The organism is Enterobacter sp. FW301-JW81 (assembly GCF_058788735.1).
Window position 1 is genome coordinate 113593 of the sequence record NZ_JBYTBA010000008.1, and the last position, 19946, is coordinate 133538.

Consider the following 19946-nt stretch of genomic DNA (forward strand, 5'->3'; position numbering starts at 1 on the left):
GGCCTGATGCCCTCACCCCGACCCTCTCCCACAGGGAGAGGGAGAAGGGCTACAGCTTCGGTCCAGCACTCACCAGCGCTTCACCTGCCGGGGTATCGGTATACTTCTCGAAGTTTTCAATAAACAGCTTCGCCAGCGATTCCGCTTTCTCGCGCCACTGCTCCGGCGAACCGTACGTATTGCGCGGGTCGAGGATATGCGTATCCACGCCCGGCAGCGACGTTGGGATGGCCAGGTCAAACATCGGCAGCGTGAAGGTTTCGGCGTCGTCCAGAGAACCATCCAGAATGGCGTCGATAATCGCGCGGGTATCTTTGATGGAGATACGTTTGCCAGTGCCGTTCCAGCCGGTGTTCACCAGGTATGCCTGCGCGCCGGATGCCTGCATGCGTTTCACCAGTACTTCAGCGTACTGCGTCGGGTGCAGCGACAGGAAGGCCGCACCGAAGCAGGCGGAGAAGGTCGGAGTTGGCTCCGTCACGCCGCGCTCGGTACCCGCCAGCTTCGCGGTGAAGCCGGAGAGGAAGTGGTACTGCGTCTGGCTGGCGGTCAGGCGAGATACCGGAGGCAGCACGCCGAACGCATCTGCCGTCAGGAAAATGACCTTCGTGGCATGGCCCGCTTTTGACACCGGCTTGACGATATTGTCGATGTGGTAGATCGGGTAAGAGACGCGGGTGTTTTCCGTTTTCGACGCATCGTCGAAGTCGATAGAGCCGTCGGCACGCACGGTGACGTTTTCCAGCAGCGCGTCGCGACGGATGGCGTGGAAGATATCCGGCTCGGCCTCTTCGGACAGGCGAATGGTCTTCGCGTAGCAGCCGCCTTCAAAGTTGAATACGCCGTCGTCATCCCAGCCGTGTTCGTCATCGCCAATCAGACGACGTTTTGGATCGGTGGACAGCGTAGTTTTCCCGGTGCCGGAAAGGCCAAAGAACACCGCCACGTCGCCTTTTTCCCCGACGTTCGCCGAGCAGTGCATAGAGGCGATGCCCCGCAGCGGCAGCAGGTAGTTCATAACGGAGAACATCCCTTTCTTCATTTCGCCGCCGTACCAGGTACCGCCGATCAGCTGGATACGCTCGGTCAGGTTGAAGGCAACAAAGTTTTCGGAGTTCAGACCCTGCTCTTTCCACTGTGGGTTCGTGCATTTTGCGCCGTTCATCACGATGAAATCAGGGGTAAAATCCTGCAGCTCTTCGTCGGTTGGACGAATGAACATGTTCTTCACGAAATGCGCCTGCCAGGCCACTTCGGTAATAAAGCGTACGGAAAGACGGGTGTCGGCGTTAGCGCCGCAGAAAGCGTCGACAATGAACAGACGCTTGCCGGAAAGTTGATGGGTGACGAGCCCTTTCAGGTGCTGCCAGGTTTCCGGAGAGAGCGGTTTGTTGTCGTTCTTCCCTTTGCCCTTGTCAGCCCACCACAGCGTATCGCGGGTGGTTTCGTCTCGGACGATATACTTATCTTTCGGCGAACGACCGGTAAAGATACCGGTATCGACGGCGATAGCACCAAGATTCGTCAACACACCGCGCTCGTATCCTTCCAGTGCTGGATTGAGCTCTTCCTGATACAGCGTATCGTAGTCGGGGTTGTAGACGATTTCCTGGACGTCGTGAATACCATAAGCCTTGAGATCTTGCGGGGTTAAACCAGTAACACGCATATCACTGCTCCTTAGCCAATATGTACTGCCTGAAATTGTAGGGTTTTTCTGAGGTTGTTAACCGCGACGGGGCTCATAGATTTACGCATCTGGACAAAACCCTTACTAACGGAAAACGCTGCGACTCCAGTCACAGTGCAGGCGGATTATCGCAGGAATCGCTTTTTGGTTGGGGAAAATGTTCCGAAAAGGTTAAAGGCTGGTGATTTTATCGGAGAGAATGTGAATGTAATCGCATACACGTAAGAAAATTACGTAAGAGTTACATTGTGAAAACGATTCAGCTTTTGGGGGGGTGTTTTACCCTCACCCTAACCCTCTCCCGGAGGGAGAGGGAACTGTATAAAGGTAACGGACAGCGGGGATCAGTGAACCTGCGGGTCCGCCGGGGAGGCGTTGTTACGGATCTCAGCGATATCCATCGAATTGAACACGTAGTGCGTACCGCAGTAGTCACAGTGCATGTCAATTTCGCCATCTTCCGCCATGATGCTGTCGATCTCTTCGTCCGGCAGGGTTTTCAGCGCGCCAGCGCAGCGCTCGCGTGAACAGGTGCACTTAAACTCTACGGACTGCGGATCGTAGACGGTGACTTCTTCTTCGTGGTACAGACGCCACAGCACGTCGGTCGCCGACAGGTTGAACAACTCTTCCGCCTTGATGGTTTCGGTCAGCGTTGCCAGGTGCTCAAAATCATTGGTCTGTGCGTCCTGCGCAGGCAGAACCTGGAGCAGCATGCCGCCCGCAGCAGGCTGGCCGTCCACTTCACCGGTGCGGATAAACAGACGCGTTGGCAGCTGTTCAGAACGCATGAAGTAATCTTCCAGACAGGCCGCCAGGGTATCGCCTTCCAGACCCACCACGCCCTGATAGCGTTCACCTTCTTCCGGGGAGATGGTGATCACCAGGTAGCCATTACCCACCAGCGTTTTGAGGTCTGCATTTTCAGGCACGTCGCCCTGAACGCGCGCCACGCCGCGCATCTGCTGCTGGTTATTGCCGTTGATTACCGCCAGCGTCATCGGCCCGTCACCCTGCAGCTGCACGGTGATATCACCGGCAAATTTCAGCGTCGCCGTCAGCAGGCTGGTGGCAACCAGCAGTTCGCCCAACAGGGTCTTCACCGGCAGCGGGTAGTTGTGGTTTTCCAGAATCTGTTTCCAGGTTTCGGATACGGTGACCAGCTCGCCGCGCACGGCGAATTGTTCAAACAGATAGCGGTGTAATTGGTCGTGTTGGGCCATAATAGTCTCTCGTGCAGGTGAGGCTTACTCGGTCTCACCGTGTTTAAATTTCATCAGATCGCGGCGCTCTTTTTTATCCGGCCGCCGGTCTGGGTGGGGCATAGTCAGCGCGTTCATTTTGCGCGCCAGCGCGGTCTTCTCGCGCTTTTCAATGCTTTCCGCCGTCTCTTCATACAGCTGTACGGCTTCTGCTGCGGGCCGTCGTTGTTCGGTAATGGCTTTGATTACTACCGTACGCTCATCGTTGCCCTGACGCAGCGTTAAGGTGGCATTCAGCTCAACCAGCTTGCTTGGCTTGCTGCGCTGGCCGTTGTAATGCACTTTACCGCCGTCAACCATCTCGCGGGCAAGGGCGCGGGTTTTATAAAAACGCGCTGCCCACAGCCATTTATCCAGTCTTACCCCGTCAGAGGGTTTTTCTTTCATGGCGTCTCCTTCACGGTCAGTGAGGGGATCATCTGGCGATAGTCGTTCAGTCCCGGATGGCGCAGATAGCTCTTTTCAGCCAGGCCCGAGTCAGGATTGGTAACGCCCAGACAGTAGCGAATGCCAAACTTAGCCGCGGAATCCAGAATGGGTTCACTGTCATCAATGAACAGCGTGCGTTCTGGCTGCAAACCCGTCTCTTCCTTCACCGCATGCCACAAACGCTGATCCTCTTTCGGATAACCAAATGTGTGGGTGGAAAGTAATAAATCAAGGTGCGACGCAAGCCCCGTATGCTCCAGCTTCACGGCCAGGTTATGTGGATGCGCGTTGGTCAGCAAAATGCGGCGCTTGCCGCTCGCTTTCAGCGCATCCAGGAACGGAACCGTATCCTCGCGCAAAACGGCGCGTGGGCCCTGGGCGGTGGTCATGGCGCAAATGTCCAGACCGAGGCGTTCGCTCCAGTAGTCAAGACAGTACCAGTTTAGCGTATGTTGCACGGCGCTATATTGCGAACGAATGAATGCCTGTGCTTCTGCCGGGGAGATACCCTGTTGCTCGCCATAGGTCTCAGGAACCAGCTTTTGCCAGAAGTAGTTATCAAAGGCGAGATCGAGCAGCGTGCCGTCCATATCCAGCAGAACGGTATCAACCTCCTGCCAGGCGATATCAAGATGCATAAGGGGAACTCCAGCCAGAAGAAACGTGCGCGACAGGGTAGCACATCTTGTCGCGCAACGACGTTATCAGATCAGGCTCTCAGAGGAGGGGATCAGCTTCGGATTGAGGCAGTTTTCGTAATACTGCTGAATTTCGGCAAGCCGCGTGCGCGAGCGCTGGTAGCGGCGCAGGGCCATAAAACCGTTCCAGAAAATGGCGACAAGCATCGCGATCATCAGCAGTGAGGTGCCGATGTAACGCCACAAACCTGCGCTATCCGGCATCCGGTGCAGGCCGATATGGCGAGTGCCGTTGGCGTCGGTATAAATACTCGTAACAATCCCTTCGGCGCTAAACGGCGTTTGCATCAGCATCTGCGCCAGGCGCTGGAATTGATTCCACTGTTCCTGCGCCGGGTAGTCATAAAGCGCTACCTGCGGATAAGGCTGATCGACCAGGTCGCTGCCTTCATCGCTGACTATCACAAACCCGCCCGGTGCCGGGCTGTTCAGCGCCTGAGCCGCACGGGTGGTTTCGCGCATCATGAACGGCGATGTCGAGGTGGCGACCAGGTTATCCAGCGATTCGGCGCTAACCGGGCGCAGCAGCACGTTTACGCCATCCAGGCGCCCCGCTTCGGCGCGCTTTACCAGCGAGTCCCAGTCTTTGCTGTTCCCCAGGTTGACCAGCGCATTCTTGAGGCGTATGCACTCATCCTGCGAGGCGCAGAGATCTTCTGTTTTCAGGACGATGTCACCAAAATCATCCAGCAGGACCATGCCTGATTTCTGAATGGCCGAGCGCAGGGCAGGGCTGACGCGCGAATCATCGTCCGGTTTCGGGTGCAGTTGGCGGTTCACCGTCTGGGTAAGGGCCGTGGCTTTATTCACCACTTCGGATTCCGGCAGCGGCAGCGGCGGTGCGTCGTTCCAGATAATTTGCGAGCAGTCGAACGGCATGAACGGCGAGGTCTGGCGCGTGTTCCACGCCCCTGGGGCGTGAATATTACACATGCCGGTTCCCTTCAGGCGCAGCGTGTCCCCTACGCGAACACCGGCTTCATCTAGCTTGTTGACGCTGGTCGCTTCGATGGTTTGCGCCCCTTTGATCCACGAAAGGGTGAATTTGATGGGCATATCCAGCGGTACGAAAAGCAGCAGCATGACAAAGACCAGCGCGGCGCCTCCGGCAATGACCGTACTGCGTAGCCAGTGCTGAAGCGGGAAATTTTTCACTTCATCATGCAGGGATAAGAAGCGCCCCTGACGCACAACGTGGCGGTCAAGGTAGATATCAATATCGGTTTTCTGGCCTAAGTCCTGCGCAATCCACGGCTGCCAGTGGCGCGGGTAGATAAGGTCGATAATACCGAGTGAGATATTGTTGAGATGCTCCTGATCGTTTTCTCCGAACAGGCCCCAGCGCTTTGGCGTCCCGCGCAGGCAGTGGATCTCACGCAGCGAGGTCTTGGCCGGCGGGGCAAAGAGTCCCCAAAGCCCGCCTGCCAGCAGCAGCACCGCACCACCGGCCAGCCAGGGGACAAACACGTCCGGCGTCAGCAGGCAGATAAAAAAGAGCAGGAAGGCGGCGACGATCAGAACGGCTTCACGAATGCCGTCCGGGCGGCTCAGGGCGTACTCTTCATACGTCTCCTGGCGAATGTTCAGCAGTTCGATCTGCTCTGTCTCTTCGCCACGAATGGAGGCCTGCGTCGAACTCGCGCGCTCAAGCGCAAAACGCGGGGCTTCCTGAAGGTACTCATTCAGCGTGTGTCCGTTAAGCGAGATAACGAGTGGCAGCGAATCGGTGTGAATCAGCTCAACGCTGTTTTCGTCATTAATGTATTGCTCCCAGGACGGGGGCAGATGCACTTCAACGGAATCGAGGTAATAGCGCCATTTGTTGGGGTCGTCGGTGGTGATGCCGTAGCGCGTGATGGAGCGCGTCACGCAGAGCACGGTATCGCTTTGCGTATTAAGCTTTAGCGCGACAGGCGCAGCGGTGGCTCCCGTCGGCCCAGGGGTTAACTGAGAACGGTTCAGAATTTCGAGATAGTTTTCAACCGCATCACGCTCGTCTTGCGTGAGTTTGCGCGTGGTCGCTCCCGCAAATGCATTTAAAAAGGGCAGACGATAACGGCGCTGTACGCGACGCCTGTACATCCACCCTGCAACCAACGCGCCGGCCAGCATAGCAGCGAGAACAATCAAAATGGTGCTCATGCTTTCCCCATCTTACTTATCTTACAGGTGTAGTCAGTAGCACCTTTCCATTGAACGAGAATCTGAGGTTGGCTATCGGCAAGTATGGAGTCGAACTTGAGCATTCTGAAGCGCATCCCAGTGACCGGTGATGATAGCAAAGCCTGTTATGGCGCGATATCAGCAAATTCCTGGAAACATTTCAACCTCTTGACTTTTGTTTTGAATTGAGGATTGATCCCTGCTGCGTTGCATAAATGTAAATAAAGAACGATTGACATTGCCGAAACCGTGCGGCATATCGCACAATAACGCCAGTTCTCACTGCTAAGACCCATCACGATGAGCAAACCACTACAAAAACCCACCATTCTGAATGTTGAAACTGTCGCCAAATCGCGCCTGTTTAATGTCGAAAGCGTGGACCTGGAGTTCAGCAACGGTGTGCGTCGCGTTTATGAACGTATGCGCCCCTCTTCGCGCGAAGCGGTGATGATTGTTCCGATTGTCGACGATCATCTGATTTTGATCCGCGAATACGCTGTGGGAACGGAATCTTACGAGCTTGGGTTTTCAAAAGGGCTTATCGACCCGGGCGAAACCGTCTTTGAAGCGGCAAACCGCGAGCTGAAAGAAGAGGTGGGCTTTGGTGCGAACGAGCTTTCGTTCCTGAAAAAACTGAGCATGGCACCGTCCTATTTTTCCAGCAAAATGAATATCGTGGTGGCTGAAGATCTCTACCCTGAGTCGCTGGAAGGGGACGAGCCGGAGCCGCTGCCGCAGGTTCGCTGGCCGTTAGCGCATCTGATGGATCTGCTTGAAGACCCAGACTTTAATGAAGCGCGCAACGTGAGCGCGCTGTTCCTGGTCCGGGAGTGGCTGAAGGGTCAAGGGCGGCTGTAGGCCATAAAAAAAGCCGGGTGGCGGCTTCGCCTTACCCGGCCTACAATTCTTTGCCCGGTTTTACCGGGCATTTTTATGCTTAAAACAGCTCGTGCGTTTCGCCGTTATCAATAATCTCTGTACCCACCTCATGCACCGCCTGTGTGGTCGGCTGCGTGCCTTCGATGAAATACTCTTCGCGGCTATTGCCGCCGTTGGCGAGCTGGCCCGTGCTGCGGTCGATATTGACCGTCACCACGCCTGGCGGCGGCGTCAGCGGCTGCTCCGGTACGCCTTCAAGAACCGATTTCATGTAGGCATCCCAGGCCGGTTGCGCACTTTTCGCGCCGCCTTCGTAGCCGGAAATCTGATCTTTAATCGCGCCAGACGCTGTTGTACGGCCTAAATCACGACGATGATCGTCGAAACCGATCCACACTGACGTTACCACGCCCGGACCGTAACCGGAGAACCACGCGTCTTTCGAGCTGTTGGTTGTCCCCGTTTTGCCGCCGATGTCATGGCGCTGCAAATCACGCCCTGCGCGCCAGCCGGTGCCCTGCCAGCCCGGTTCACCGAAGATGTTGGTGTTCAGCGCGCTCTTAATCAGGAACGACAGCGGCGTGTTGATCACGTGCGGGGCATATTCCTGCGCGCCGGTCTGTGCGACCAGCGCCTGGTTCGCCTGCTCCAGCTGCGGCTGCGGTACAACGCCGTTCTGCTGCTCCTGCGACACGGCAGGGTCTTCCATGTCCTTATTCTCAAGCACGTCAGATTTCGGCGTGTTGCCATAAATGACCGGAATATCGCAGTCAGGACAGGCAATTTTCGGCTTCGCCTCGAACAGCACGCCGCCCTGATCGTTCTCAATCTTACTGATGAAGTACGGGTCAATCAGGAAGCCGCCGTTGGCCATCACCGAGTATCCACGCGCGACCTGAAGCGGCGTAAAGGAGGCTGAGCCTAACGCCAGCGATTCGGTGCGAACGATGTTCTGCGCCGGGAAGCCGAAGCGCTGCAGATACTCTGCGGCATAGTCGACGCCCATCGCGCGCATGGCACGCACCATCACCACGTTTTTCGACTGTCCCAGGCCCTGACGAAGACGAATAGGGCCGGCATATTCCGCAGGGGAGTTCTTCGGCTGCCAGTCGGAACCCGCGCCGGCATCCCAGCGGGAGATAGGCACGTCGTTAAGGATGCTGGCAAGGGTCAGGCCCTTATCCATCGCCGCCGTGTAGAGGAACGGTTTGATATTGGAACCGACCTGACGCAGCGCCTGGGTCGCGCGGTTAAATTTGCTCTGGTTGAAATCGAAGCCACCGACCAAGGCCATTACTGCGCCGTTCTGTGGATTGATAGAGACCAGGGCCGAGTTGACGTCCGGCACCTGTGCCAGCCACCAGGCATCACCGACCTTGCGCACCCAGATTTGTTGCCCGGTTTGTACTGCATCGGTCACTTTACGCGGGGTTGGGCCCTGCAGGGTATCGGAACGGTACGGACGCGCCCAGCGGATACCATCCATACGCAGGGAGACGGATGTTCCGTCGGCGAGCGTCGCCACGGCTTCCTGAGGATCGGCCTGCGTCACCACGGCAGGAAGAAGAGGACCATAGGTTGGTAGCGCCTTCAGCGTACTGGTAATTTTTTTGCTATCCCACGCGCTCTCGCCCACTTTCCAGAGCACGTTTGACGGACCGCGATAGCCGTGACGCATATCGTAGTCCATCACGTTATTGCGCACCGCTTCCTGAGCCGCCTGCTGCACCTTGCGGGTGACGGTGGTGTAAACGCGGTAGCCATCTTCATAGGCCTTATCGCCATAGCGGTTCACCATCTCCTGGCGAACCATTTCGGTCAGATAAGGGGCTGAGAAGGCAATCTCAGGGGCATGGTAGTTGGCGTCAATGACATCGTTGCGCGCCTGGTCGTACTCGCTCTGGCTGATATAGCCTTCGCTCAGCATACGTGACAGGACGACGTTGCGACGCGCGGTGGCGCGATCGAGCGAGTAGAGCGGGTTAAACGTGGACGGCGCTTTCGGCAGACCGGCGATGGTTGCCATTTCGCTTAAGGTGAGTTGCTCAACGGGCTTACCGAAGTACACCTGCGCTGCAGCCCCCACGCCATAGGCACGGTAGCCCAGGTAGATTTTATTGAGGTACAGCTCAAGGATCTCGTTTTTGCTCAGTAGCTGCTCAATACGGATCGCAAGGAACACCTCTTTGATCTTACGGGTCAGCGTCTTTTCAGGGCTGAGGAAGAAGTTACGCGCCAGTTGCTGCGTAATGGTACTCGCCCCCTGAGAGGCATGACCAGAAAACAGCGCAATGCTCGCGGCACGGAAAATCCCCACCGGATCGACACCGTGGTGCTCGTAAAAACGGCTGTCCTCGGTGGCGATAAAGGCCTTCACCATGACAGGAGGAATTTGGTTTAAGGTCAGCGGGATACGGCGCTTCTCGCCATACTGCGCCATTAACTCGCCATCGGCGCTATAGACCTGCATCGGGATCTGGAGACGCACATCGCGAAGCGTGGCGACATCAGGCAGCTGTGGCTCAATATATTTGTATAAACCGTAAATCGAGCCTGCTCCCAGCAGAATGCAACAGACTGCAAGGATGAATAAATACTTTACGAACTTCACCGGAGATTTCCCATTTGGTTTCACTTGGGCAGTTTCTAAACAATCGCGCGGTAGTATAAAGGCAAGCCTGATGCATTGATATAGCCGTCAAGGTGACGGGCGATAAGGAGATCGTGAAGCATGGCTTTCAAAACATGGCAAACGGGCGTTCATATTCAACAGGATAGGGTGCTGATCGTCGCGTTGGTCCGGGAGAAGTCGGGCTGGTGTTTGCGCCGCTGGTGGGCAATTCCTCTGGCCGAAGGCATCATTCGTGACGGCAAGATTTGTCAGCCAGAACAGCTGGTTGATGCGTTGCGCGACTGGCGGAAAACGTTGCCGCACTCTCACAGGGTGTTTCTCTCTTTCCCGGCCGCGCGCACCCTGCAAAGGTCGCTTCCCCGCCCGGCCATTGCGCTGCGCGACAGCGAGCAGCTCTCATGGCTTGGCGGGGCACTCTCGCGCGAGCTGGAGGTCTCTGCAGAGACGCTCCGTTTCGATTACGCGCAGGACACCTTCAGCAATACCTTTCACGTCACTGCGGCACAAAATAACGAGGTCGAAACGCTTCTGACGCTGGGGAAAACGCTGCGTTTGCGGCTGGTGACCATTACCCCGGATGCCAGCGCGCTGAAGAATCTTCTTCCTGCCGTGGCCCCGGCGCAGTGTGTCGCCTGGCGGGACGAGGAGCAGTGGCTCTGGGCAATGCGCCACCAGTGGGGCCGCCGCGTTGCCGCGGAAGCAGAAAACGTGGCTGAGCTGTCGGCGCTGCTGGCCCTTGGTCCGGATGACATCGCGCTGTTTGATAGCCGACGTGACCCGTGGGAAACCCTGGAACGCTGCCATGCCCCGTTACCGGAATGCGGCGCTGATTATACCGTTGCGCTGGCGCTGGCGATGAGTCAGGTGCCCGAATGAGCATCACGAACCTCCTGCCGTGGCGGCAGCAGCGGCGCGCGCGATACCTGCGTTTCTGGGGCGCGATGTTTTTCGGCACAGCGCTGGTGATGCTTATGGTCATTTTTTGTCTGCGGATGACCCATCTCATGCGGCTGCATGCCCTGCAAGCGGATCTGGCGGGAACACAATCCGTGCAGCACGTGCTGGCCTCTCGCCAGAGGCTCGCTACACAAACGCAGATACCTGCGCGTCAGCAACGCCAGTGGCAACCGGTGCTGGAAACACTTTCCAGCGCCATTCCTGCACAGGTCTGGCTGACGGAGCTGCGCTATCAGCCGCCTGCGCTGATGCTGACCGGATATGCCGCAACCCTGCCAGCCCTGTCCGCCCTGCGTGATGCGCTTGGACAAATTGCCGGTTTTACCCCCGGGACGGCGGGTGAGCTTCGGCAGGATAATCAGGGGCGCTGGATGTTTACCTTTAATCTTAAAAGCGAGGGATAACGCGTGAATACCCTGTTGGAACGCTGGTGCGAGAGTCGTTCCTGGATTCGGGTGCTCTGCTGGTGTCTGGGGAGTCTCCTGGCAGCATTGGCCGCGTGGGGCACCTTGCTCAGACCGGTAGACAGACAGTGTGCTGAACGACAACGCCAGCTTATCCAGGACGTAAGGGCAAACGCGGCGTTATGGCCTGCGGTCAGAAAGGCGCCGTTTCACCCGGAAATGACGGAAGTACGGGAGCTGACGCCGTTTTCACCGCTCGATTTTCAGGACAATGGCACGACGCTGGTTCACTGGAAGCCGCTGCCGAACGGAGGAGAACTGGCGCTGGAGGTTGAGTGGCCGGCGATCCCGGGGCTTTTTTTCCGGCTGGCGCAGCGGGACGTGCAGGTCGCAGCTTTCGCTATTTCGTCAGAAGGTAAGGCGCTACGCCTGCGGCTGGAGCTGAATCATGCGAAATAGCGCGCGATATTTGCTGGTTTGCTCAGTGTTGCTCTTAACAGGCATGCGCGATCCGTTTCGCCCGCCGGACGATCCTTGCGCCATTGGCGAACTGGCGCAATGGCACTATCGCGGCATGGTGGGAGGAGGTCAGGCTATTGGCATCTTACAGGATGGGCAAAAGCGCTGGTACCGCCTGAAAGCGTACGAACGCTTCCCGGCGGGCTGGCAGATAACAGCCATCAATGAATCTGAGCTGGTTGTTGATGTGGGTGATACCTGTGAACCCGTCCGATGGACGTGGCAACGAGAAGGAACGGATAAAAATGAATTTACGGATAATGCTGTGGCTGCTGGCGTTCAGCCATCCACTGTGGGCCGCCGCGCCGAAGCCGGTCACGCTGGTGGTGGATGACGTCCCTGTGGTCCAGGTGCTGCAGGCGCTGGTCGCACAGGAGAGCCGTAATCTGGTGGTATCGCCTGATGTCAGCGGCACGCTTTCGCTCAATCTGACGCGCGTCCCCTGGCGGCAAGCGCTACAGACGGTTGTCTCCAGCGCCGGGCTCGTTTTGCGAGAGGAAGGGGGCATTTTTTATGTTCATACCGCAGCGTGGCAGCGTGAACAGCAGGAACGTTCTGAGCAGGAGCGGACGCGTCGACAGCTTGATGCACCGCTGGTCTCACAGAGCATCTCTTTTTCCTATGCCGATGCCGCAGATCTGCAAAAAGCCGCAGAAAAACTCCTGAGCCCAAAGGGGAGCTTATCCGTCGACAAACGTACCAACCGCCTGCTGATCCGGGATAACCAGACGGTGGTGGATACGCTCCAGCGCTGGGCCGCTCAGATGGATATTCCCGTCGAGCAGGTGGAGCTGGCTGCGCACATTGTGACCATTACTGAAAAAAGTCTGCGCGAGCTGGGGGTGAAGTGGAATCTCGCCGACGCCACCGACGCGGGCAAGGTCGGACAGCTCACGACGCTTGGCGGCGATCTTTCTGTGCCTGGCGCCACCAGCCACGTGGGTTTTAATATCGGGCGAATCAACGGTCGGCTGCTGGATCTGGAGCTGTCTGCGCTGGAGCAAAAACAGCAGGTCGATATCATCGCCAGCCCGCGGCTGCTGGCCTCGCATATGCAACCGGCCAGTATTAAGCAGGGCAGTGAAATTCCGTATCAGGTCTCAAGCGGTGAAAGCGGCGCGACCTCCGTTGAGTTCAAAGAGGCGGTATTGGGAATGGAGGTGACACCGGTGGTATTGCCGGGGGGACGCGTGCGCCTGAAATTACACATCAGCGAAAATATGCCAGGACAGGTGCTGCAGCAGGCTGACGGTGAAACGCTGGCTATCGACAAACAGGAGATAGAAACGCAGGTTGAGGTAAAAAGTGGAGAAACGCTGGCGCTGGGCGGAATTTTTTCGCAGAAGAACAAAACCGGCACTGACAGCGTACCGGGGCTGGGTAGCATTCCCTGGATTGGGGCGCTTTTTCGCCATGACGGGAAAGATAACGAACGACGCGAGTTAGTGGTGTTTATTACGCCACGTCTGGTCGCTATTCACTGACGGGTGACGATCTCCGCAATGATTTTGCATTCAGTTTGTTGCAGAAGTTTGACGTGGGGCATGAATTAGCATACAAGGAGTACCGATTTGAGTTGGACTTACGTCTTATTACCTTATGCGCCCGGCGCGGTGATTTAATCAGTTGCCAAACAAGCCGGAGTATTGAGATAATTTTTAGTCTGACTCTCGCTCTATTGCATATGAGGTTTCAGTTCATGTCCTGCTACGCTGGGTGTCTGCGAAGCGGGGATTACCATTAACGAATAGTCTTAGTAGTACCGATAAAATGGCAGAGAAACGCAATATCTTTCTGGTTGGGCCTATGGGTGCCGGCAAAAGCACTATTGGGCGTCAGTTAGCTCAACAACTCAATATGGAATTTTACGATTCTGATCAAGAGATTGAGAAACGAACCGGAGCTGATGTGGGCTGGGTTTTCGACGTAGAAGGCGAAGAAGGTTTCCGTGACCGAGAAGAAAAAGTGATCAACGAACTCACGGAAAAACAGGGCATCGTTCTGGCAACAGGCGGCGGCTCTGTGAAATCTCGCGAAACCCGCAACCGTCTCTCCGCCCGTGGCGTAGTGGTCTATCTTGAGACGACCATTGAGAAACAGCTGGCACGTACGCAGCGCGATAAAAAGCGCCCGTTGCTGCAGGTTGAAACGCCACCACGCGAAGTTCTGGAAGCGTTGGCCGATGAACGCAATCCGCTGTATGAAGAGATTGCCGATGTGACCATTCGTACTGACGATCAGAGCGCTAAAGTGGTTGCAAACCAGATTATTCATATGCTGGAAAGCAACTGATTCTGGCTTTATATACACTCGCCTGCGGGTAAAGCATTAAAGGTGGATGTCGCGTCATGGAGAGGATTACAGTTACTCTCGGGGAACGTAGTTACCCTATCACCATCGCGGCTGGTTTGTTTAACGATCCAGCTTCCTTTTTACCACTGAAAGCGGGTGATCAGGCGATGCTGGTCACCAATGAGACGCTGGCTCCGCTTTATCTCGACCGCGTGCGCCACCTGCTTGAGCAGGCGGGCGTTAAAGTCGACAGTGTGATTCTCCCCGATGGCGAGCAGTATAAAAGCCTGACGGTACTGGATACCGTCTTTACCGCATTGCTGCAAAAACCGCACGGTCGCGATACAACACTGCTTGCCCTGGGCGGCGGTGTTGTGGGCGATCTGACCGGCTTTGCGGCCGCAAGCTATCAACGTGGTGTCCGCTTTATTCAAATCCCGACCACGTTACTGTCTCAGGTCGACTCCTCTGTGGGTGGCAAAACGGCAGTCAACCATCCGCTCGGTAAAAACATGATTGGCGCGTTCTACCAGCCCGCATCGGTGGTGGTGGATCTCGACTGTCTGAAAACCCTGCCGAAGCGCGAGCTGGCTTCCGGTCTGGCGGAAGTGATCAAATACGGCATTATTCTGGATGGCGAGTTCTTTAACTGGCTTGAAGAGAATATGGATGCGTTGTTGCGCCTGGATGAGGCTAAACTGGCATACTGCATTCGTCGTTGCTGTGAGCTGAAAGCAGAAGTTGTCGCGGCAGACGAGCGTGAAACGGGCTTACGTGCTTTACTGAATCTTGGGCATACGTTTGGTCACGCGATTGAAGCCGAAATGGGTTACGGTAACTGGCTGCACGGTGAAGCCGTTGCGGCCGGAATGGTAATGGCTGCCCGCACCTCTGAACGTCTTGGACAGTTCAAGCCGGAAGAGACGGCACGCATCATTGCGCTGCTTGAGCGTGCAGGTTTGCCGGTAACCGGGCCGCAGGAGATGTCGGCGCAAGCGTATTTACCCCACATGATGCGCGATAAAAAAGTATTGGCAGGTGAGATGCGTCTTGTACTCCCACTTGCAATAGGGAAGAGTGAAGTGCGCGGCGGAGTACCGCACGATGTCGTTCTTGGCGCTATCGCTGATTGTCAGCAGGCGTAACAACTAGAAAGGTCAGGCCACTGTTGCAGGTGGTCGTTTAGCTTCAGGTGAAATGCAAAGTCGTTGGCATAAGCCTTTGAGTGGGGTGTTAAATGGATGAATTCAAACCAGAAGACGAGCTGAAACCCGATCCCAGCGATCGTCGTACTGGTCGTTCTCGTCAATCTTCAGAACGTGATAACGAGCCGCAGATCAACTTTGACGATGTTGATCTGGATGCAGACGATCGTCGCCCTTCGCGCAGCCGCAACGCGCACGAGGAGCGAGAAGAAGAGGATTATGAGTCCGAAGAAGATTCAATGGACGAACAGCCTGTAGAGCGTCGCCCGCGTAAACGTAAAAAAGCCGCTGCGCCAAAACCGGCTTCCCGCCAGTACATCATGATGGGCCTTGGCGTTTTGGTGCTTGTGCTGCTGATTGTCGGCATTGGCTCCGCGCTAAAAGCACCGTCAACGAACTCAACCGAGCAAACCGCTTCCGCCGAGAAGAGCATTAACCTTTCCGGTAACGATGCGTCCAATCAGGCGAATGGCGCACAGCCTGCACCGGGTACCACTTCTGCAGAGCAGACTGCTGGTAACACAACAACGCCGCAGGATGTTTCTCTGCCGCCCGTTTCCTCTACCCCTGCTCAGGGTCAGGCACCTGCTACGCCTGAAGGCCAGCAGCGCGTAGAAGTTCAGGGAGACCTGAACAATGCGCTGACGCAGCCGCAGAACCAGCAGCAGGTTGATAACGTCGTGGTTAACTCTACGCTGCCAACTGAACCTGCAACCGTTGCCCCGATTCGCGGCGGTAACGCTCAGCCGCAAACGGCCGCGACGGAAACCAAACCGCGCCAGACGCAAACTGCGACACGTCCTGAACGTAAGCAGGCGGTGATTGAGCCTAAGCGCGAAACTAAACCTCAGGCAGTGGTAAAAGCGCCTGAAGTGAAAGCCGTACCGGCACAGCCGAAACACACTGAAACGGCTGCGGTGAGCGAGCCTGCTAAAGCGCCAGTCACGCAGACTGCGCCGAAAGCAACGGCGACCACCACGGCACCGGCTGCTACAGCTGCGCCTGCCGCAACGGCAACAGCATCCAGCAGCGCGGCAGGTAAAACGGCAGGTAACGTCGGTTCGCTGAAGTCTGCGCCATCCAGCAACTACACGCTGCAGCTGAGCAGTTCGTCTAACTATGACAACCTCAACGGTTGGGCGAAGAAATCCAATCTGAAAAACTATGTTGTTTATCAGACGACCCGTAACGGTCAGCCGTGGTATGTGCTGGTCAGCGGTGTGTATGCTTCTAAAGATGAAGCAAAACGTGCCGTGGCGACGCTGCCAGCAGACGTGCAGGCGAAAAACCCGTGGGCGAAGCCGATTCATCAGGTTCAGGCCGATCTGAAGTAATGTTTAAAGCGCAGGATGCTGTCGGAGCTTTCTCCACAGCCGGAGAAGGTGTAATCAGTTAGTCAGCATGAAAAAAAATCGCGCTTTTCTGAAATGGGCAGGGGGGAAATACCCCCTGCTCGATGATATTAAAAAGCACCTGCCGAAAGGCGAGTGTCTTATCGAGCCTTTCGTGGGTGCGGGATCGGTGTTCCTGAACACCGATTTTTCTCGTTATATCCTGGCGGATATCAACAGCGACCTTATCAGCCTCTATAACATCGTTAAGCATCGTACCGATGAGTATGTCGCAGAGGCGCGTGCACTGTTTACGCCTGAGAACAATAACCCGGACGTTTACTACCAGTTCCGTGCGGAGTTTAACCAGAGTCAGGATCCGTTCCGCAGGGCGCTGCTGTTCCTCTATCTCAACCGTCATGGTTACAACGGCCTGTGCCGTTATAATCTTCGTGGGGAATTTAACGTGCCTTTTGGCCGCTATAAGCGTCCCTATTTCCCGCAGGACGAGCTGTATCACTTTGCCGAAAAAGCACAGCATGCCGAGTTTCACTGCCTCTCGTATGAAGAGTGTATGGAACTGGCAGGCGTAAACTCGGTGGTTTACTGCGATCCCCCTTACGCGCCGCTGTCGGCGACGGCGAACTTCACCGCCTATCACACCAACAGCTTCAGCCCGGCCGAACAGGCCCGTCTGGCGGAGATGGCGGAAAAGCTGGTCAGCAAAAGAATTCCGGTGTTAATTTCAAATCACGATACCCCTGATACACGCGAATGGTACAAAGCCGCGAAGCATTTTCAGGTTAAAGTGCGGCGTAGCATTAGCAGCAACGGCGGCACACGTAAAAAGGTGGACGAACTCCTGGCTCTTTATCGCCCCTGAGCCGTTTTGCCCGCCGGTAAACACATTTCAAGGAGATGCGGATGAAACAGTTTTTGATTGCTCCCTCAATTCTGTCGGCCGATTTTGCCCGCCTGGGTGAAGATACCGCTAAAGCTCTCGCGGCTGGCGCAGATGTCGTCCATTTCGACGTTATGGATAACCACTACGTCCCCAATCTGACCATTGGTCCAATGGTGCTTAAGGCGCTGCGCAACTACGGCATTACCGCCCCGATTGACGTCCATCTGATGGTGAAACCTGTCGACCGTATCGTGCCGGATTTCGCCGCAGCGGGCGCCAGCATCATCACCTTCCATCCGGAAGCTTCTGAACATGTGGATCGCACCCTGCAGCTGATCAAAGAGAACGGCTGCAAGGCGGGTCTGGTATTTAACCCGGCCACGCCGCTGAGCTATCTCGACTATGTGATGGATAAGCTGGACGTCATTTTGCTGATGTCCGTTAACCCTGGCTTTGGCGGTCAGTCGTTCATTCCTCACACGCTGGATAAGCTGCGTGAAGTACGCCGTCGCATTGATGAGTCAGGTTACGATATTCGCCTTGAAGTAGACGGCGGTGTGAAAGTGAATAACATTGGTGAAATTGCGGCAGCGGGCGCGGATATGTTCGTTGCAGGTTCAGCGATTTTCGACCAACCGGATTACAAAAAAGTCATTGATGAAATGCGCCGCGAGCTGGCGAAGGTAAGTCATGGATAAGTTGCAGGCAATTCGGGGTGTGGCATTCGACCTCGACGGCACGCTGGTTGACAGCGCGCCGGGCTTAACGAGTGCCGTCGACCAGGCGCTGTATGCCCTTGAACTGCCTGTTGCGGGCGAAGAGCGTGTCGTCACGTGGATTGGCAACGGCGCTGATGTGCTGATGGAGCGCGCGTTGACGTGGGCGCGCCAGGAGCGCGCGTCGCAGCGTTCCGCGCAGGGTAAACCGAGCGTCGATGGTGCCGATATCCCGCAGGAAGAGCAGCTGCGCATTCTGCGCAAACTGTTCGATCGTTTCTACGAAGAGACCGTCGAGGAGGGCAGTTTCCTCTTCCCGGACGTTACGGAAACGCTGAGCGCGCTGCGCGCGAAGGGTATTCCGCTGGGGCTGGTGACCAACAAACCAACGCCGTTTGTGGCACAGCTGCTTGAAGCGCTGGATATCGCGAAGTACTTCTCCGTGATTGTGGGCGGTGACGATGTGCAAAACAAAAAGCCGCATCCGGAACCGCTGCTGCTGGTGGCAGGAAAATTATCCTTAACACCTGCTGAGCTGCTCTTTGTCGGTGATTCGCGCAATGATATTCTGGCTGCCCGAGCGGCTGGATGTCCTTCCGTCGGATTAACCTATGGCTACAACTACGGTGAGGCCATCACGCTAAGTGAGCCGGATGTTGTGTTCGACCACTTCAAAGATTTGTTGCCCGCACTCGGGCTTTCGCACAGTGAACATCAGGAATTGAATAATGACTAAGCCCATCGTTTTTAGTGGCGCACAGCCTTCAGGTGAATTGACCATTGGTAACTACATGGGTGCGTTACGTCAGTGGGTCAGCATGCAGGACGACTACCATTGCATTTACTGCATCGTCGATCTCCATGCGATTACCGCGCGTCAGGATCCTGAGAAGCTGCGCAAAGCCACGCTGGACACCCTCGCCCTGTATCTGGCCTGTGGGATCGATCCTGAGAAGAGCACCATTTTTGTTCAGTCCCATGTGCCAGAGCATGCACAGCTGGGCTGGGCGCTGAACTGCTACACCTACTTCGGTGAACTGAGCCGCATGACCCAGTTCAAGGATAAATCCGCGCGCTACTCTGAAAACATCAACGCCGGTCTGTTTGACTATCCGGTGCTGATGGCGGCAGACATCCTGCTGTACCAGACTAACCAGGTGCCGGTGGGTGAAGACCAGAAGCAGCATCTCGAGCTGAGCCGCGATATTGCCCAGCGCTTCAACGCGATCTACGGCGATGTCTTTAAGGTGCCAGAGCCGTTTATTCCGAAATCCGGCGCGCGCGTGATGTCGCTGCTGGAGCCAACCAAGAAGATGTCCAAGTCTGACGATAACCGCAACAACGTTATCGGCCTGCTGGAAGATCCGAAATCGGTGGTCAAAAAGCTCAAGCGCGCGGTGACCGACTCCGACGAGCCGCCTGTGGTGCGCTACGACGTGCAGAATAAAGCGGGCGTCTCCAACCTGCTGGATATTCTCTCCGGTGTTACCGGCCAGAGCATTTCTGAGCTGGAACAGCACTTTGAAGGGAAGATGTACGGCCACCTGAAAGGCGAAGTGGCAGATGCCGTTTCCGGCATGCTGACTGAGCTGCAGGAGCGTTATCACCGCTATCGCAACGATGAAGCTTTCCTGCAGAAAGTGATGAAAGAGGGCGCGGAAAAAGCCAGCGCGCGCGCGTCCGAAACCCTGAAAGCGGTGTACGAAGCGATTGGGTTTGTGGGTAAACCTTAAGCCTGCTTTGCCGGGTGGCGCTGACGCTTACCCGGCCTACGAGGTCATGTAGGTCGGGTAAGGCGGAGCCGCCACCCGACAAAAAACCACCCTAATAAAAAACCGGGAAGCCCCGGTTTTTTTACGCCT

The 19946-nt window shown here is 56.2% G+C and carries 19 protein-coding genes; 13 read left to right on the forward strand and 6 right to left on the reverse strand.

The features are described from left to right. Positions 1–49: 49 nt before the first annotated feature. The 5 genes from pckA to AC3WOK_RS21165 form a co-directional block, all read right to left on the reverse strand. On the reverse strand, positions 50–1669 hold the full coding sequence (pckA, locus tag AC3WOK_RS21145) for a phosphoenolpyruvate carboxykinase (ATP) (protein ID WP_047345740.1): 1620 nt from the start codon (positions 1667–1669) through the stop codon (positions 50–52). Positions 1670–2034: 365 nt separating this feature from the next. Continuing rightward, positions 2035–2913, reverse strand: coding sequence for an Hsp33 family molecular chaperone HslO (gene hslO / locus AC3WOK_RS21150; protein ID WP_023309492.1), 879 nt, complete (start codon positions 2911–2913; stop codon positions 2035–2037). Between the two features lie 24 nt (positions 2914–2937). Continuing rightward, positions 2938–3339 carry a ribosome-associated heat shock protein Hsp15 gene (gene hslR / locus AC3WOK_RS21155; protein WP_059311228.1) on the reverse strand — a complete coding sequence of 134 codons (402 nt, stop codon included), beginning with the start codon at positions 3337–3339 and terminating at the stop codon, positions 2938–2940. Next, complete coding sequence (gene yrfG / locus AC3WOK_RS21160) at positions 3336–4019, reverse strand: GMP/IMP nucleotidase (RefSeq protein ID WP_047345742.1); 684 nt, start codon at positions 4017–4019, stop codon at positions 3336–3338. The genes hslR and yrfG overlap by 4 nt, the downstream gene beginning before the upstream one ends. A 66-nt stretch (positions 4020–4085) precedes the next feature. After that, positions 4086–6221 carry an intracellular growth attenuator family protein gene (locus tag AC3WOK_RS21165; protein WP_492355079.1) on the reverse strand — a complete coding sequence of 712 codons (2136 nt, stop codon included), beginning with the start codon at positions 6219–6221 and terminating at the stop codon, positions 4086–4088. Positions 6222–6542: 321 nt separating this feature from the next. Here AC3WOK_RS21165 and nudE point away from each other — a divergent pair, with 321 nt between their 5' ends. Then, positions 6543–7103: an ADP compounds hydrolase NudE gene (gene nudE / locus AC3WOK_RS21170; RefSeq protein ID WP_008503041.1), complete on the forward strand. Its 561-nt coding sequence runs from the start codon at positions 6543–6545 to the stop codon at positions 7101–7103. A 79-nt stretch (positions 7104–7182) separates the two neighbouring features. Here the strand turns inward: nudE and mrcA are convergent, their stop codons facing one another. Further along, on the reverse strand, positions 7183–9735 hold the full coding sequence (gene mrcA, locus AC3WOK_RS21175; RefSeq protein WP_492355080.1) for a peptidoglycan glycosyltransferase/peptidoglycan DD-transpeptidase MrcA: 2553 nt from the start codon (positions 9733–9735) through the stop codon (positions 7183–7185). A 120-nt stretch (positions 9736–9855) separates the two neighbouring features. Here mrcA and AC3WOK_RS21180 point away from each other — a divergent pair, with 120 nt between their 5' ends. From AC3WOK_RS21180 to trpS, 12 genes are all read left to right on the forward strand, one after another. Further along, positions 9856–10632, forward strand: coding sequence for a type IV pilus biogenesis protein PilM (locus tag AC3WOK_RS21180; protein WP_447856409.1), 777 nt, complete (start codon positions 9856–9858; stop codon positions 10630–10632). Beyond that, the gene (locus AC3WOK_RS21185; RefSeq protein WP_492355081.1) at positions 10629–11117 is read left to right on the forward strand and encodes a PilN domain-containing protein; all 489 of its coding nucleotides are present in this window, start codon (positions 10629–10631) and stop codon (positions 11115–11117) included. The genes AC3WOK_RS21180 and AC3WOK_RS21185 overlap by 4 nt, the downstream gene beginning before the upstream one ends. Before the next feature lie 3 nt (positions 11118–11120). Further along, the gene (locus AC3WOK_RS21190; protein ID WP_492355082.1) at positions 11121–11576 is read left to right on the forward strand and encodes a HofO family protein; all 456 of its coding nucleotides are present in this window, start codon (positions 11121–11123) and stop codon (positions 11574–11576) included. A gap of 25 nt (positions 11577–11601) precedes the next feature. Further along, positions 11602–11970 carry a HofP DNA utilization family protein gene (locus tag AC3WOK_RS21195; RefSeq protein ID WP_415270344.1) on the forward strand — a complete coding sequence of 123 codons (369 nt, stop codon included), beginning with the start codon at positions 11602–11604 and terminating at the stop codon, positions 11968–11970. Continuing rightward, positions 11897–13120 (forward strand): DNA uptake porin HofQ, encoded by a 1224-nt coding sequence (gene hofQ / locus AC3WOK_RS21200; RefSeq protein WP_235836465.1) that lies wholly within the window; start codon positions 11897–11899, stop codon positions 13118–13120. Before AC3WOK_RS21195 ends, hofQ begins: the two co-directional genes overlap by 74 nt. A 286-nt stretch (positions 13121–13406) precedes the next feature. Continuing rightward, positions 13407–13928 carry a shikimate kinase AroK gene (aroK, locus tag AC3WOK_RS21205; RefSeq protein ID WP_003861630.1) on the forward strand — a complete coding sequence of 174 codons (522 nt, stop codon included), beginning with the start codon at positions 13407–13409 and terminating at the stop codon, positions 13926–13928. Between the two features lie 56 nt (positions 13929–13984). Next, on the forward strand, positions 13985–15073 hold the full coding sequence (gene aroB, locus AC3WOK_RS21210) for a 3-dehydroquinate synthase (RefSeq protein WP_063958054.1): 1089 nt from the start codon (positions 13985–13987) through the stop codon (positions 15071–15073). Between the two features lie 92 nt (positions 15074–15165). Beyond that, complete coding sequence (gene damX / locus AC3WOK_RS21215) at positions 15166–16467, forward strand: cell division protein DamX (protein WP_063430384.1); 1302 nt, start codon at positions 15166–15168, stop codon at positions 16465–16467. A 67-nt stretch (positions 16468–16534) separates the two neighbouring features. After that, on the forward strand, positions 16535–17347 hold the full coding sequence (gene dam / locus AC3WOK_RS21220) for an adenine-specific DNA-methyltransferase (protein ID WP_047345751.1): 813 nt from the start codon (positions 16535–16537) through the stop codon (positions 17345–17347). Positions 17348–17388: 41 nt separating this feature from the next. Next, positions 17389–18066 carry a ribulose-phosphate 3-epimerase gene (gene rpe / locus AC3WOK_RS21225; protein WP_024907923.1) on the forward strand — a complete coding sequence of 226 codons (678 nt, stop codon included), beginning with the start codon at positions 17389–17391 and terminating at the stop codon, positions 18064–18066. Further along, the gene (gene gph / locus AC3WOK_RS21230; RefSeq protein ID WP_492355083.1) at positions 18059–18820 is read left to right on the forward strand and encodes a phosphoglycolate phosphatase; all 762 of its coding nucleotides are present in this window, start codon (positions 18059–18061) and stop codon (positions 18818–18820) included. The genes rpe and gph overlap by 8 nt, the downstream gene beginning before the upstream one ends. Continuing rightward, positions 18813–19817 carry a tryptophan--tRNA ligase gene (gene trpS / locus AC3WOK_RS21235; RefSeq protein WP_063430386.1) on the forward strand — a complete coding sequence of 335 codons (1005 nt, stop codon included), beginning with the start codon at positions 18813–18815 and terminating at the stop codon, positions 19815–19817. Before gph ends, trpS begins: the two co-directional genes overlap by 8 nt. The last annotated feature ends 129 nt before the right edge of the window (positions 19818–19946 follow it).